Source organism: Pseudomonas marginalis, assembly GCF_024169655.1.
Classification (GTDB): Bacteria; Pseudomonadota; Gammaproteobacteria; order Pseudomonadales; family Pseudomonadaceae; genus Aquipseudomonas; species Aquipseudomonas paraveronii.
The window spans coordinates 1,382,109-1,396,662 of record NZ_JALJWV010000001.1; the positions used below are offsets into that span (position 1 = coordinate 1,382,109).

The window sequence follows — 14,554 nt, forward strand, 5'->3', positions numbered from 1 at the left end:
AATTAGCGAGGTATGATAGCTGCCGATCCGAACCACTGAAAATTTATCCAGCGTTTTTGCGCCCGACTATCCATGATCAGCACTGAACTCAAAACCACGATCCAGGGCGCTTATTCGCGTTTTCTCGAAGCCAAGAGCTTGAAACCGCGCTACGGCCAACGCCTGATGATCGCCGAAGTGGCCAAGGTCCTCGGGGATATCGACACCGACGACGAAGGCCGGCGCAGCGGTGACCCTGCGGTCGTGGCCGTCGAGGCCGGCACCGGCACCGGCAAGACCGTGGCCTACAGCCTGGCGGCGATTCCCACCGCCAAGGCCGCCGGCAAGCGCTTGGTGATCGCTACCGCCACCGTCGCCCTGCAGGAGCAGATCGTCTACAAAGACCTGCCCGATCTGATGCGCAACAGTGGCCTGAACTTCACCTTCGCCCTGGCCAAGGGCCGTGGCCGCTATATGTGCCTGTCCAAGCTCGACGTGCTGCTGCAGGAAGGCCACGCGCAAACCGCCACGGCGTCGCTGTTTGAAGAAGAAGGCTTCAAGATCGAAGTCGATGAAGTCAGCCAGAAGCTGTTTACCAGCATGATCGAGAAACTGGCCGGCAATAAATGGGACGGCGACCGCGACAGCTGGCCCACCGCCCTGGAAGACGCCGATTGGGCGCGGCTGACCACCGACCACAGTCAATGCACCAACCGACATTGCCCCAACTTCGGCCAGTGCGCCTTCTATAAAGCGCGCGAAGGCATGGGCAAGGTCGACGTGATCGTCACCAACCACGACATGGTCCTGGCCGACCTGGCCCTGGGCGGCGGCGCCGTGCTGCCGGACCCGCGAGACACCCTTTACGTATTCGACGAAGGCCACCACCTGCCCGACAAGGCCATCGGCCACTTCGCCCACTACACGCGCTTGCGCTCCACCGCCGACTGGTTGGAGACCACCGCCAAGAACCTCACCAAACTGCTGGCCCAGCATCCGCTGCCCGGCGACCTGGGCAAGCTGATCGAGCAGGTACCGGAGCTGGCGCGGGAGATCAAGACCCAGCAGCAGTTCATGTTCAGCGCCTGCGAGCAGGTCGCCGACTTCAAGCCCGGCGAAGACGTCGAAGGCCGCGAGCGCCCGCGCCATCGCTTTGTCGGCGGACTGATTCCCGAGCACATGCGTGAAATGGGCGTCGAGCTGAAGAAGGGCTTTTCGCGCCTGACCGACCTCTTCACCCGCCTGACCGACCTGCTCAAGGAAGGCATGGACGGCGAGGTCAACATCGGCATCGCGAGCAACCAGGCCGAGGAGTGGTACCCACTGTTCGGCAGCCTGTTGTCCCGTGCCCAGGGCAACTGGGAGTTGTGGACGGCCTTCACCGTCGAAGACCCGGAAGACAACCCGCCCATGGCGCGTTGGCTGACCCTGTCGGAAAGCGGTGCGCTGTTTGACATCGAGGTCAACGCCAGCCCGATCCTCGCGGCTGAAATGCTGCGGCGCAACCTGTGGAACGTGGCCTATGGTTGCCTGGTCACCTCGGCCACGCTGACCGCCCTGGGCACCTTCGACCGCTTCCGCATGCGTGCTGGCCTGCCGAAAAAGGCTGTCACCGCCGTGGTGCCGAGCCCGTTCCATCACGCCGATGCTGGCGTGCTGCGCGTCCCCGACCTCAAGGCCGACCCCCGGGATGCGCCGGCCCACACGGCGGCGATCATCCGTGACTTGCCGGAGCTGGTGGAAGGTTCGCGCGGCACACTGGTGCTGTTCTCGTCGCGCAAACAGATGCAGGACGTGTTCGACGGCCTTGACCGCGACTGGCGCAAGCAGGTGTTTATCCAAGGCAACCTGTCCAAGCAGGAAACCCTGAACAAGCACAAGGCGCGGGTCGATGGCGGAGATTCCAGCGTGCTGTTCGGCCTGGCGAGCTTTGCCGAAGGCGTGGATTTGCCCGGTGCCTATTGCGAACACGTGGTGATCGCCAAGATCCCGTTCTCGGTGCCGGATGATCCTGTCGAGGCCGCCCTGGCCGAGTGGATCGAAGCGCGCGGTGGCAACCCGTTCATGGAAATCTCGGTGCCGGATGCGTCCCTGAAACTGGTGCAGGCCTGCGGGCGCTTGCTGCGTACCGAAGAAGACCGGGGCACCATCACCTTGCTCGATCGCCGCCTGGTCACCCAGCGCTATGGCAAGGCTATCTTGAATGCCTTGCCGCCGTTCCGGCGCGAAATTTCTTAAGCCTCAGTGGGCGAATTCGCCCACTTCGTGGTCTATCTCACTGCCTCGCTCTATGTCATCAGGCCATTTATCGGCCGTTTGGGAGAACCTTGCTCGTATGATTCGCACGCTGCCCGCCCTTTTTGCCCTGCTGTTCGCTGCGCCGCTGCTGGCCGCGCCCGCCGGGCAACAAACGCTGTTCAACTTCGTCCGGCCTGCCGATGTGGTCAAGGTGGCGACCCAGGACGCCAGCCTGCCGCAATACAACGCCGAACAAACCCCTGAAGGCGAAGTGCTGCGCCGCATCACCTTCAACCCAGCCGCCGAACCGAGCCTGGTGCTCAGCCCGCAGACCGGCGCCTGGGACTGGTCGCAATCCAGCGCCATGAGCCTGCGAATCCAGAGCGCCATGGACTGGGCGTTGACCCTGTACGTCAAGGTGCAGAGCAATGACGGCAAGACCCTGGTCAGCCGCATCGACTTGCCAGCCGGTCCAGCCCAGACCCTGTTGATCCCCCTGCAAGCCAACTCGCCGTTGAGCCAGGGCATGAAGGCCGGCCCGCCGATGCCGATCAGCGTCGACGGCCAGCGCGTGTTGCTGGCCAGCAGTGCCGGTGAAATCGACCGCAGCCAGGTGGTGTCGGTGACCCTGTCGATGATCAAGCCGAATGTCGCCCAAAGCATTCTGCTGGAGCGCTTTGGCGTGCAGGACAGCGAGCCGGTGCTCAAGGCGGCCTATAGCGAACTGGTGGACGCCTATGGCCAGTCCACCCGCGCGCGCTGGCCGGAAAAGGTCAGCAGCGACGAGCAGCTCAAGGCCGCCGCTGCCAAGGAGCAGCAACAACTCAAGGTTTGGTTGGCCGAGCGGGATAAGTCCTCCCTGGACCAGTACGGCGGTTGGAACAAAGGCCCGGCGTTCGACGCCAGCGGCTTTTTCCACACCGAGAAGCGCGACGGTCGCTGGTATTTGGTGACGCCTGAGGGGCATCCGTTCTATTCCCTGGGCGTCAACACCGTGGCGTCGGATAACAACCCGACCTACGTGGCGGGTCGTGAATGGATGTTCGCGGCGCTGCCCAAGGCCGGTGAACCCTTCGACCAATACTACGGCAGCGCTGACAACCGCACCGGCAACGGTGCCGGCGAAGGGCGCAGCTTTGGTGCGGGGCGTTGGTACGATTTCTACCGCGCCAACCTGCAGCGCACGTATGACACTGACGGTTTCGACCAGAAGCGCTGGGTCAGCCACACCCTCGACCGCCTGCAGGCCTGGGGTTTCAACACTGTGGGCAACTGGAGTGCTGCGCAACTGGCCAGCGCGGACCGCGTGCCATACACCTTGCCGCTGTCGATCGTCGGCGATTACGCCAGCATCAGTACCGGCACCGACTGGTGGGGCGGCATGCCCGACCCGTTCGACCCGCGTTTCGCCATGGCCACCGAGCGTGCCGTGGCCATCGCCGCCCGTGATCACCGCGACGATCCGTGGTTGATCGGCTTCTTTGCCGACAACGAACTGGCATGGGCCGGTCCCGGTGAGGATGCAAAATCCCGCTACGCCTTGGCCTACGGCACCCTGCGCATGACCACCGACGTATCCGCCAAGCGTGCGTTCCTCAAGCAATTGCGCGACAAATACCGCAACGAAGAAGGCCTGTCGAAAGCCTGGGGCATCCAGCTGGCGGGCTGGGAGTTGATGGAAGACCCGGGCTTCGAGCCGCCGATGCCCAACCCCGAGCATCCGGAAATCGAAGCCGACTTCAAATACTTCCAGAAGACCTTTGCCGATACCTACTTCAAGACCATCTCCGATGCGCTCAAGTGGCACGCGCCCAACCAGTTGCTGCTGGGCGGGCGTTATGCGGTGAGTACTCCGGAAGCGGTGGCGTCCTGCGCGCAGTATTGCGACGTGTTGAGCTTCAACATGTACACCCTCAAACCTCAGGACGGCTACGACTTCGCCGCCTTGCGCGCACTGGACAAACCGGTGTTGATCACCGAGTTCAACTTCGGCTCGGCTGACCGCGGCCCGTTTTGGGGCGGTGTAACGCAGCTGGCCAGGGAAGAGGATCGCGGCGCCGCGTATGCCAACTTCCTTAAGCAGGCCATGGCCGAGCCGTCGATTGTCGGTGTGCACTGGTTCCAGTATCTGGACCAGCCGGTGACCGGTCGCTTGCTGGACGGCGAAAACGGCCATTTCGGTCTGGTCGGTATGACCGATGTGCCGTTCCAGGGCTTTGTCGACAGTGTGCGTAGAAGCAACCTGGCGGCGGTCGACCAACTGGGCAAGGAGGCCGAAAAAGCCAAGGCAGCCCGTGCGGTTCGTGAGCATGAAGGGAGCAAACCGGGGCATGACGGCAAAGGTACGGGGCAGGGCGCAGGACATGCCGGTGGGCATTCCGGAAATGGTCATTGATTCAGCGTTGACGGGTTCACAAATCCTACAAGGGCTGGAACAATGTCGGCCACTTTTTACAGCGTTTTCCGAGGGGGCTTAGGTGCAGGTTCAGGGTCATTACGAGCTCCAGTTCGAAGCGGTACGTGAAGCGTTCGCCGCGTTGTTCGATGACCCGCAAGAGCGTGGTGCGGCGCTGTGCATCCAGATCGGCGGGGAAACCGTGGTCGACCTGTGGGCCGGCACCGCCGATAAGGATGGGGCGCAAGCGTGGCACAGCGACACCATTGTCAACCTGTTCTCCTGCACCAAAACCTTCACCGCCGTCGCGGCCCTGCAATTGGTGGCCGAAGGCAAGCTGCAACTGGATGCGCCAGTGGCCAACTACTGGCCGGCGTTTGCCGCGGCCGGTAAAGAAGCCATCACCTTGCGCCAGTTGCTCTGCCACCAGGCCGGGTTGCCGGCGATCCGTGAAATGCTGCCCGCCGAAGCGCTGTACGACTGGCCATTGATGGTCGACACTTTGGCGGCCGAAGCCCCGTGGTGGACGCCGGGCCAGGGCCACGGCTACGAGGCGATCACCTATGGCTGGTTGGTCGGGGAATTGCTGCGCCGTGCCGACGGACGCGGGCCGGGCGAGTCCATCGTGGCGCGGGTTGCACGCCCGTTGGGGCTGGACTTTCATGTGGGCCTGGCGGACGAAGAATTTTATCGCGTGGCCCATATAGCGCGCGGCAAAGGCAACATGGGCGATGAAGCCGCGCAACGTTTACTGCAAGTAATGATGCGAGAACCTGCGGCCATGACGACACGGGCATTTGCCAATCCGCCGTCTATTCTGACCAGTACTAATAAACCGGAATGGCGGCGTATGCAGCAGCCAGCGGCGAATGGTCACGGTAATGCGCGCAGCCTGGCGGGCTTTTATAGTGGTTTATTGGACGGTAGTTTGCTGGAAAGCGACATGCTCGAACAGTTGACCCGTGAACACAGTATCGGGCCCGATAAAACCTTATTGACCCAAACCCGTTTCGGCCTGGGCTGCATGTTGGATCAACCGCAACTGCCGAATGCGACCTTCGGCCTTGGCCCGCGTGCATTTGGACATCCAGGTGCGGGTGGTTCGGTGGGGTTTGCCGACCCTGAACATGATGTAGCGTTCGGTTTTGCGACTAATACATTGGGGCCCTATGTACTTATGGACCCGCGGGCGCAGAAGTTGGTCAGAATATTGGCCGGTTGTCTGTAAACCCCTTGCTGTTTCACGTTTTTTTGTTACAAATGCAAGTATAAGAAGGCGCGAAGCGAAATATTGTAACTTTAATGTTCCGGACGCGTCTGTTTAACGGGTCGTTCAGACCCCCGGTTTTTTCTCATTTTGTGGATATCTCATGTTATCGAACAAGTCCTTGGCACTGGCGCTGTGCCTCACTATTACTGGCTGCGCACAAACACCACAAAATGATGCCGAGGGCGGGCATTGGTGGTCATTTGGATCTGACAAGGCTGCTACCAAGGACGCAGTGACCCAAACCGACGCCAAACCGGACGCCAAACTCGCCGCCGGGGCCAAGCCTGCTGCACCGGTAGCTGCTGCCAGCGCCAAGCCTGCTGCACCGCTAGCTGCTGCCAGCGTCAAGCCTGCCGCGCCGGTAGCCGCCGCTCCTGCTCCAGCCCCGGTGGCCAAAGCGGATACCGGCTCCAGTTGGTGGCCGTTCTCCTCCAAGAGCGCCGACGAAAAGGCCGCCGATGCCAAGGCTGACCTGAAGGCCGACCTTAAGGCTGCAACCCCGGCGCCAGCTGCTCCTGCTGCCGCCGTCGTCGCCAAGACCGACTCCGAAACCCATTGGTGGTGGCCGTTCGAAAGCACGTCCAAGCCTAAGCCATTGGCCAAGGTCGACGTGACCAACGTGCCGATGCCCGACCCGAAAATTACCCAAGCCTGGCTGGACGACTATGAGCCGCGCCTGCGCGCCGCCATCAAGGACAGCAACCTGCAACTGGAACGTCGCGACAACGTACTGGTGGTGATTGCCCCGGTAGACGGTTCCTACAACCCGAAACGCCCGACGATGTTGCTGCCGGTTACCCTGGGCCCGTTCACTCGCGTCGCCAAGGCTGTTGAAGCTGACCCGAAGACCGCCGTACTGGTCCTCGGTCACGTTGACGCCACCGGCAGCGCTCCGGCGAGCCAGGCGTTGACCAAAGAGCGCGCGGTGTCCATCGCATCGATTTTCAGTCTCAGCGGCCTCAAGCAAGACCGTCTGATGTTGCGCGGTATGGGCGACATGATGCCACGTGCCGCCAACGACAGTACCCAGGGCCGTGCGCTGAATCGTCGCATGGAAATTATGTTTACTCAGCGTACAACTATGTTGGCCTTGCTGAGCAAGTACAACTCGGGCAAGACGCTGCCTGTGGCTGAAATGGTTGCCGTGCAGGACGTTCCCGCGCCGGCCGCAGCCGCAAAAGCCCCAGCGAAAAAGGCGGTCGCGAAGAAATCCGCAGCTAAGCCAGCCGCGAAAAAGGCCCCGGCCAAGCCAGCTGCCAAGAAACCAGCACCGGCCAAAGCCAAAGCCAAGGCTGCTGCACCGGTTGCGAACGACCAGGCAAAAAACTGATCCGTTGAACCAGAAGGATAAAGTCGCATGACCCAGGCAGTGGCGGATATGCGCCGTGACTACACACGGGATGGTTTGAGCGAGGCCCAGGCCCCGAGCGAGCCGTTCGCCTTGTTCCACCAATGGTTTGGCGATGCGGTGAAGACCGAGCAGCCGCCGGTGGAGGCCAATGCGATGACCCTGGCCACGGTCGATGAGGACGGTCGCCCGCACTGTCGCATCCTGCTGCTCAAGGGCCTGGATGCACAGGGCTTTACCTTCTTCACCAACTATCAGAGCGCCAAGGGCGATCAGCTCGCGACGCAGCCCTTCGCGGCCATGACCTTTTTCTGGCCGACCCTGGAGCGCCAGGTGCGCATCGAGGGCCGGGTGGTCAAGGTCACGCCCGAAGAGTCGGACGCCTATTTCCAGGTGCGCCCCTTGGGTAGCCGCCTGGGCGCGTGGGCCTCTCCGCAGAGCAAGGTCATCCGTGACCGCGAAGAATTGCACGACTTGCTCAAGGTCACCGAAGAGCGTTTTAGCGACACTCAGCCGCACTGCCCCGAGCACTGGGGCGGCTATCGCTTGTTGCCCGAGCGCATCGAGTTCTGGCAAGGCCGCGCTAGCCGCTTGCATGACCGCCTGAACTACCGCTTGCAAGGGGCCGACTGGACCCGTGAGCGTCTGGCACCCTGATCGTCGTCTTTCGTCACCCCACCTGACTGTTGTTTGTCACCCCGAAGCCTCTCTTCAAGAGGCCTCGGGCGTATACTGCTGCGCCGCGTTTTTCAACCAGGCCGGCAAATCGCGGCGGTTGATCTTCAGGGTGCGGGCTTTTTCCAGTTGTTGCAGCATAAACGCCCGCTTGTGCAGGTCGCTGCCCGCCAGGGAGAGCGCCAGGTCGCGGTCGATCCAGCGTCGGATGCGCAGGTACAACCAGCCATGAAAATACAAGCCGGCTACGGTAGTGACTACAATGATGAAATAATCCATGAGCGTCCTGTTTACGAAATGAGTGCTACCGTTTGTCGAGTCTTCTGGTGCTGGCACTCTGTACTAGGGCTGAATGAAAGCAATTTTCTGCGGGGCTTGCCGTGACAGGCGTCAAGCCGCAGCGTCTAATGAACACCTGTCCTTTGGAGTTGATGCTATGCGTAAGTCCGTTTTACTAGTTGCCTGCTTTACTACCCTGTCGTTGTTGTTGGGTGGCTGCGCCTCGAGTCTGACCGGCGACTCGTACTCCCGTGACGAAGCGCGTCGTGTGCAGACCGTTCGCATGGGCACCATTGAATCCCTGCGTCCGGTGAAAATCGAAGGCACCAAGACCCCAATCGGCGGCGCGGCCGGTGCCGTCATTGGCGGCGTGGGCGGCAGCGCCATCGGCGGCGGCCGTGGCAGTATCGTGACCGCCGTGATCGGCGCCGTCGCCGGCGGCCTGTTGGGTTCGGCCACCGAAGAAGGCCTGACCCGCACCCAGGGCGTGGAAATCACCGTTCGCGAAGACGACGGCAGCATGCGCGCCTACGTGCAGGCCGTGCAGGAAAATGAAATCTTCCGCATCGGTGATCGCGTGCGCATCATGACCGTTGATGGTACCAGCCGCGTGACTCGCTAAGCGTTAAGCCGCGAGCAAAGAAAAACCCCAGCCGGGTGACCGGCTGGGGTTTTTTGTGTGCGGTGTTTGCGCGGGTCAGGCTTTCTTGCGACTCGCCATTGCCGTCACCGCATAACCGATACACGCCGCGAGTATCGACCCGGTCAGAATCCCCATTCGATCCTCCCCGGCAAACTCACTGGCGCCCGGCACGAACGCCAGTGAACCGACAAACAGGCTCATGGTAAAGCCGATGCCGCACAGGATCGCGACGCCGAACACCTGACCCCAGTTGGCGCCGCTGGGCAGCGCGGCGAGGCCGGTCTTGATGGCCAGCCAGGTGAGGCCGAATACGCCGATAGTCTTGCCGATCAACAGGCCGGCGGCGATACCCAGGGGCACGTGGTGGGTGAAGCTCTCGAGGCTGACCCCGGTCAGGGACACACCGGCGTTGGCAAACGCGAACAGCGGCAGGATGCAGTAGGCCACCCACGGATGGAGGGCATGTTCGAGCGTCAACAGCGGAGAGGTTTCGGCGTTTTTGGTGCGCATCGGTATGCAGAACGCCAGGGTCACGCCGGCCAGGGTGGCATGCACGCCACTTTTCAGCACGCAGACCCACAGGATCAGGCCGATGATCAGGTAAGGCCCGAGCTTGATCACGCCCAGCCGGTTCATCGCAATCAAGGCAATCAAACAGGCGCCTGCGCCCGCCAGGGCTGCGCCGGACAGATCGCTGGAATAGAACACGGCGATCACGATGATAGCGCCCAGGTCATCGATAATGGCCAGGGTCATCAGGAACAGTTTCAGCGACACCGGCACGCGCTTGCCCAGCAGCGCCAGGACGCCCAATGCGAAGGCGATATCGGTGGCCATGGGGATTGCCCAGCCGGAAAGCGCCGCAGGGTAATCCTTGTTGATTGCCCAGTAGATCAGTGCCGGCACCACCATGCCGCCGATCGCCGCAGCGCCTGGCAGGACGACTTGCGAGGGCTTGGACAGGTGGCCGTCGAGCAACTCGCGCTTGACCTCCAGGCCGATCAGCAGGAAGAACAGGGCCATCAGGCCGTCATTGATCCACAACAACGCGGGCTTGGCGATCTTCAGCGCGCCAATCTGCGCCACTACGGGCACGTCGAGAAACGCGCTGTAGAGGTGCGACAACGGTGAGTTGTTGACGATCAGCGCCAAGGCGGCTGCGGCGATCAACAACAGACCGCTGGCGGCTTCCAGCTGGAAAAAACGGGTGAACGTGCTACGCAGAGCCAAGGTGTGCTCTCCAATCCGGATTCAATAGGTGCGTACCCTAACCCGTACCGTTAGTTGTTAAAACAAAAGTTATATTCTTATTTGTTATAAGAATGGGGCGCGGTCGGGGTTGCGCCAGAGCCTAGCAATTGTGTGTCCAATTGAGTCGCTACTGTATCTGTGTGAGGTGTGGGAAACATCCTAAGATTGCGACTGAAATCCTTAGAGATTCCCTCATGAGCGACCACCGTCCCTGGGCCCGCGAAGCCATTCGTATTATTGAAGCAGACTTCCAGCGCAGCGCCGACACCCACCTGATCCCTTTAGCGCTGCCGGGCTTGCCGGGTATCGAGTTGTACTTCAAGGATGAGTCCAGCCATCCCACCGGCAGCCTGAAACATCGGCTGGCTCGCTCGCTGTTCCTGTATGCGCTGTGCAATGGCTGGCTGAAACCGGGGGCGCCGGTGATCGAAGCCTCCAGCGGTTCGACGGCGATCTCCGAAGCCTACTTCGCACGCTTGCTCGGCCTGCCGTTTATCGCGGTGATGCCAGCCACCACTTCCAAGGAAAAGATCGCCCAGATCGCTTTCTATGGTGGCAAGAGCCATCTGGTACAAGATCCGACGCAGATCTACGCCGAATCCGAACGTCTCGCGCAGGAAAGTGGTGGTCACTTCATGGACCAGTTCACCTACGCCGAACGCGCCACCGACTGGCGGGCGAATAACAACATCGCCGAGTCGATCTTCCAGCAGATGCGCTTCGAGCGTCATCCCGAGCCGAGCTGGCTGATTTCCAGCCCCGGCACGGGGGGTACCACCGCGACCCTGGGACGCTATGTGCGTTATCGCCAGCATTGCACCCGCGTATTGTGTGCCGATGCCGAGCGCTCGGTGTTCTTTGACTACTACCTGAGCGGCGATGCCGGCTTGCGCCTGGAGTGCGGCTCGCGGATCGAAGGCATTGGCCGACCGCGGGTCGAAGCGTCGTTTTTGCCCAAGGTCATCGATGCGATGGTCAAGGTGCCGGATGCGCTGTCGCTGGCGGCCATGCATTACCTGGCCGAGCGGCTGGGGCGACGGGTCGGCGGGTCCAGCGGGACCAACCTGATCGGTGCCTTGATGGCGGCGCAGCAGATGAAAGCGGCGGGGGAGTCGGGGTCGATCGTGGCGATCTTGTGTGATGGGGGCGAGCGGTATGCCACCACCTATTACGATCAGGCGTGGCTGGCGGGGCAGGGGTATGAACTGCCGGGGTTGATCGCTGCGGTGGCGGCCAGCGTCGAGCGCGGTGAGCCGCTGCCCGATAACATCCTGCGCGCGAATATCTGACACGCCACGAAAAACACCGTGGGAGCGCGCTTGCTCCCACATCTGGATGGCGGTTTTTTCAGGCCTCGATACCCAACATATCCCGCGCCAACGCCTCGGCAATCCGAATGCCGTCGACACCCGCCGACAGAATCCCACCGGCATAACCGGCGCCTTCACCGGCCGGGAACAGGCCTTTGACGTTCAAGCTCTGCATCGATTCGTTACGGGTAATCCGCAATGGCGATGAGGTGCGCGTCTCGATACCGGTCAAGACTGCATCGTGCAGCGAGTAGCCCTTGATCTGCTTCTCGAACGCCGGCAAGGCTTCACGGATCGCTTCGATGGCGAAGTCCGGCAGCGCCAGGGCCAGGTCGCCCATGGACACCCCAGGTTTGTAGGACGGCTCCACGCTGCCGATGGCCGTGGACGGTTTGCCAGCGATAAAGTCGCCCACCAGTTGCGCCGGGGCCTCGTAATTGCTGCCGCCGAGGACGTAGGCGTGGGACTCCAGGCGCTCCTGCAGCTCGATGCCGGCGAGCGGGCCGCCCGGGTAATCGACCTCAGGCGTGATGCCGACCACGATGCCGGAGTTGGCGTTGCGTTCGTTGCGCGAGTACTGGCTCATGCCGTTGGTCACCACGCGATGCAGCTCGGAAGTCGCGGCCACCACGGTGCCGCCGGGGCACATGCAGAAGCTGTAGACCGAGCGGCCATTCTTGGCGTGGTAGACCAGTTTGTAGTCGGCGGCGCCGAGTTTCGGGTGCCCGGCGTATTTGCCCAGGCGCGCGGCATCGATCAGCGACTGCGGGTGTTCGATACGGAAACCCACGGAAAACGGCTTGGCTTCCATGTACACGCCACGGCCGTGGAGCATGCGGAAGGTATCGCGGGCGCTGTGGCCGAGGGCGAGGATCACGTGCTTGGAAAGGACCTGCTCGCCGCCATCGAGGACCACGCCGTTCAGTTGACCGTCTTCGATCAACACGTCGGTCACCCGTTGCTCGAAGCGCACTTCACCGCCCAGGGCGATGATTTGCTCGCGCATGTTTTCCACCACGCCGGTCAGACGGAACGTACCGATGTGCGGCTTGCTGACGTAGAGGATTTCTTCCGGTGCACCGGCCTTGACGAACTCGTGCAGCACTTTGCGCCCGTGGAATTTCGGGTCTTTGATCTGGCTGTAGAGCTTGCCATCGGAAAAGGTCCCGGCGCCGCCCTCACCGAATTGCACGTTGGACTCCGGGTTGAGCACACTTTTGCGCCACAGGCCCCAGGTGTCCTTGGTGCGCTGGCGCACTTCCTTGCCGCGTTCCAGGATGATCGGCTTGAAGCCCATCTGCGCCAGCAGCAGCCCGGCGAAAATCCCGCACGGGCCAAAACCGACGACGACCGGACGTTCAGCCAGGTCCGCAGGCGCCTGGCCCACTACCTTGTAGCTGACGTCCGGCGCCGGGTTGATGTTGCGGTCATCGGCAAACTTGAGCAGCAGGGCGGCTTCACCCTTCACGGTCACGTCGACGGTGTAGATGAAGCACAGCTCCGAGGATTTTTTGCGGGCGTCATAGCTGCGCTTGAACAGGGTGAAATCGAGCAGGTCATCACTGGCGATGCCCAGGCGCTGCACAATGGCGGGCCGCAGGTCTTCTTCGGGATGGTCGATGGGCAGCTTGAGTTCGGTGATTCGTAACATGACAGGGTCCGGTGTGCGGCGTTTGGTGGGGCCGGCGGTTTTGCAAACCGGTGATTATAAGCCCCAAGCGCAGTTTGCCGTCATGTTAAAACATCACAGGAGCAAATCAATCGTCCCGCGAACCACCGAAAGCCGCGCAGCCACGCTGGACTTGACCGTTGACCCGCAACTCGGCGGTCATGTGTTGCAGGCTGCCGCTGGCACTGTCGACACAGCGCTGCGGGGCTACCCACAGTTCGATGTGCTGGTTATTGGCTTCGGTCATCAGGTTGAAACGCCCGTCACCCAGTTGTTCCTCGACATAGGGAACCGGCAGCGGTGGCTGGCCTTCGCGCTCCAGCACCATGCCCTTGGCGGTGACGTTCAGCGCCCAGGCCGGCTTGTGGCCGTTGGCGCGCAGAATCGTGCGCTTGAAGTCGGGATCATCGCAGGCCGAGACGGAGCGCTCGACGCGGTACAGCTGTTGCAGCTCCACTTCGCCCTGGGTGCCGGTGGCGACGCCGGAGAACTTGCCGCGCAGGTCGGCAAACAGCACGCCTTGCTGGCCGGCCAGGGAGGCGGCTTCCTGCAGGATGCTGGTGCCGCCGGTATCCTTGACCACGTAGTTACGCTGGTCTTGGCACGGTTGGAACAACAGCTTGCCTGCGACAGCCGTGAGTTCGCCCTGCATGCGGGTCAGCCCGACGGTGGACGGTTTGGCCGGCTCGCTTTCGAACAACTGGCAGGCGGTGAACAGCGGGAGCAAGGCAAACAGCATGAGGGTACGGGCGGCACGCATTATCGGGTCTCCTGACAAGTGCCGCCACGTTACGCAGGCTGGCGGTGCATCACAAGCCCACGTGCGAGCTTCAGGCATTTCTTACAGCCTTGAAGTTCAACCTACGATAAAGGTTTGACCGGTCTGCAAGCCCTCGACGCTTTTCGCGTAGGCCAGTGCCACATCGGCGCCCGCCGCCGGTTTGTACCCGCGAAAGTACGGTGCGTAGCTGCCCATGGCTTCCAGCAGCACCGTCGGGCTCACGGAGTTGACGCGCAGGCCCCGTGGCAATTCGATTGCCGCGGCTTTCACAAAGGCATCCAGTGCGCCATTGACCAGTGCCGCCGAGGCACCGGTGCGAATCGGGTCGCGGTTGAGGATGCCGCTGGTAAAGGTGAACGAGGCGCCGTCGTTGGCGTACTCGCGGCCGATCAGCAGCAGGTTGACCTGGCCCATCAATTTGTCGCGCAGGCCCAGTTCAAAATCGCTTTCGCTCATCTCACCCAGCGCGACGAAATTCACACTGCCTGCGGCGCAGACGAGGGCATCGAACCGGCCGGTCTGCTCGAACAGCCGGCGGATCGAGGCGCCGTCGCTGATATCCACCTGGAAGTCGCCGCTGCTGCGACCAATACTGATTACCTCGTGACGCTGCGCCAGTTCCGCCTTGACCGCTGAGCCCACGGTGCCGCTGGCACCAATCAATAGGATTTTCATCGTGCTGTTTCTCCAGTGGGGTAAGTGAGGGTTCAGTCTAG

General features: G+C 62.0%; 12 protein-coding genes. 7 read left to right on the forward strand and 5 right to left on the reverse strand.

Features of this window, described 5'->3' with window-relative positions:
* Positions 1–72 precede the first annotated feature (72 nt).
* The 5 genes from dinG to pdxH all read left to right on the forward strand — a co-directional run bounded on the left by dinG (position 73) and on the right by pdxH (position 7,887).
* Positions 73–2,217 carry an ATP-dependent DNA helicase DinG gene (dinG, locus tag J2Y83_RS06130; protein WP_253393811.1) on the forward strand — a complete coding sequence of 715 codons (2,145 nt, stop codon included), beginning with the start codon at positions 73–75 and terminating at the stop codon, positions 2,215–2,217.
* A gap of 97 nt (positions 2,218–2,314) precedes the next feature.
* The gene (locus J2Y83_RS06135; RefSeq protein ID WP_253393813.1) at positions 2,315–4,612 is read left to right on the forward strand and encodes a beta-galactosidase; all 2,298 of its coding nucleotides are present in this window, start codon (positions 2,315–2,317) and stop codon (positions 4,610–4,612) included.
* A gap of 82 nt (positions 4,613–4,694) precedes the next feature.
* Positions 4,695–5,840 (forward strand): serine hydrolase domain-containing protein, encoded by a 1,146-nt coding sequence (locus tag J2Y83_RS06140; RefSeq protein ID WP_253393816.1) that lies wholly within the window; start codon positions 4,695–4,697, stop codon positions 5,838–5,840.
* A 142-nt stretch (positions 5,841–5,982) separates the two neighbouring features.
* The gene (locus J2Y83_RS06145; RefSeq protein WP_253393817.1) at positions 5,983–7,212 is read left to right on the forward strand and encodes an OmpA family protein; all 1,230 of its coding nucleotides are present in this window, start codon (positions 5,983–5,985) and stop codon (positions 7,210–7,212) included.
* Between the two features lie 27 nt (positions 7,213–7,239).
* Entirely contained in the window at positions 7,240–7,887 is a 648-nt protein-coding gene (pdxH, locus tag J2Y83_RS06150) for a pyridoxamine 5'-phosphate oxidase (protein WP_253393818.1), read from the forward strand.
* A 54-nt stretch (positions 7,888–7,941) separates the two neighbouring features.
* Here pdxH and J2Y83_RS06155 read toward each other — a convergent pair whose 3' ends face one another.
* The gene (locus J2Y83_RS06155; RefSeq protein WP_253393819.1) at positions 7,942–8,184 is read right to left on the reverse strand and encodes a hypothetical protein; all 243 of its coding nucleotides are present in this window, start codon (positions 8,182–8,184) and stop codon (positions 7,942–7,944) included.
* A 157-nt stretch (positions 8,185–8,341) separates the two neighbouring features.
* Here J2Y83_RS06155 and J2Y83_RS06160 point away from each other — a divergent pair, with 157 nt between their 5' ends.
* Positions 8,342–8,806, forward strand: a complete 465-nt coding sequence (locus tag J2Y83_RS06160; RefSeq protein WP_003189251.1) for a glycine zipper 2TM domain-containing protein — start codon at positions 8,342–8,344, stop codon at positions 8,804–8,806.
* A gap of 75 nt (positions 8,807–8,881) precedes the next feature.
* Here J2Y83_RS06160 and nhaA read toward each other — a convergent pair whose 3' ends face one another.
* Complete coding sequence (gene nhaA / locus J2Y83_RS06165) at positions 8,882–10,057, reverse strand: Na+/H+ antiporter NhaA (protein ID WP_253393820.1); 1,176 nt, start codon at positions 10,055–10,057, stop codon at positions 8,882–8,884.
* A 215-nt stretch (positions 10,058–10,272) separates the two neighbouring features.
* Here nhaA and J2Y83_RS06170 point away from each other — a divergent pair, with 215 nt between their 5' ends.
* Positions 10,273–11,367 carry a PLP-dependent cysteine synthase family protein gene (locus tag J2Y83_RS06170; protein WP_253393821.1) on the forward strand — a complete coding sequence of 365 codons (1,095 nt, stop codon included), beginning with the start codon at positions 10,273–10,275 and terminating at the stop codon, positions 11,365–11,367.
* Positions 11,368–11,425: 58 nt separating this feature from the next.
* Here J2Y83_RS06170 and J2Y83_RS06175 read toward each other — a convergent pair whose 3' ends face one another.
* The 3 genes from J2Y83_RS06175 to J2Y83_RS06185 form a co-directional block, all read right to left on the reverse strand.
* On the reverse strand, positions 11,426–13,039 hold the full coding sequence (locus J2Y83_RS06175; protein WP_253393822.1) for an NAD(P)/FAD-dependent oxidoreductase: 1,614 nt from the start codon (positions 13,037–13,039) through the stop codon (positions 11,426–11,428).
* 106 nt (positions 13,040–13,145) lie between these two features.
* Positions 13,146–13,817: a COG3650 family protein gene (locus J2Y83_RS06180; RefSeq protein WP_253393824.1), complete on the reverse strand. Its 672-nt coding sequence runs from the start codon at positions 13,815–13,817 to the stop codon at positions 13,146–13,148.
* Positions 13,818–13,913: 96 nt separating this feature from the next.
* Positions 13,914–14,513 carry a short chain dehydrogenase gene (locus J2Y83_RS06185; RefSeq protein ID WP_253393826.1) on the reverse strand — a complete coding sequence of 200 codons (600 nt, stop codon included), beginning with the start codon at positions 14,511–14,513 and terminating at the stop codon, positions 13,914–13,916.
* Between the last annotated feature and the right edge of the window lie 41 nt (positions 14,514–14,554).

Bases quoted from the DNA above. Each gene is read 5' to 3' on its own strand.
- dinG (WP_253393811.1), top strand. From the start codon at position 73: ATGATCAGCACTGAACTCAAAACCACGATCCAGGGCGCTTATTCGCGT.
- J2Y83_RS06145 (WP_253393817.1), top strand. From the start codon at position 5,983: ATGTTATCGAACAAGTCCTTGGCACTGGCGCTGTGCCTCACTATTACT.
- J2Y83_RS06175 (WP_253393822.1), bottom strand. From the start codon at position 13,039: ATGTTACGAATCACCGAACTCAAGCTGCCCATCGACCATCCCGAAGAA.
- J2Y83_RS06180 (WP_253393824.1), bottom strand. From the start codon at position 13,817: ATGCGTGCCGCCCGTACCCTCATGCTGTTTGCCTTGCTCCCGCTGTTC.
- J2Y83_RS06135 (WP_253393813.1), top strand. From the start codon at position 2,315: ATGATTCGCACGCTGCCCGCCCTTTTTGCCCTGCTGTTCGCTGCGCCG.
- pdxH (WP_253393818.1), top strand. From the start codon at position 7,240: ATGACCCAGGCAGTGGCGGATATGCGCCGTGACTACACACGGGATGGT.
- J2Y83_RS06160 (WP_003189251.1), top strand. From the start codon at position 8,342: ATGCGTAAGTCCGTTTTACTAGTTGCCTGCTTTACTACCCTGTCGTTG.
- J2Y83_RS06170 (WP_253393821.1), top strand. From the start codon at position 10,273: ATGAGCGACCACCGTCCCTGGGCCCGCGAAGCCATTCGTATTATTGAA.
- J2Y83_RS06155 (WP_253393819.1), bottom strand. From the start codon at position 8,184: ATGGATTATTTCATCATTGTAGTCACTACCGTAGCCGGCTTGTATTTT.
- J2Y83_RS06185 (WP_253393826.1), bottom strand. From the start codon at position 14,513: ATGAAAATCCTATTGATTGGTGCCAGCGGCACCGTGGGCTCAGCGGTC.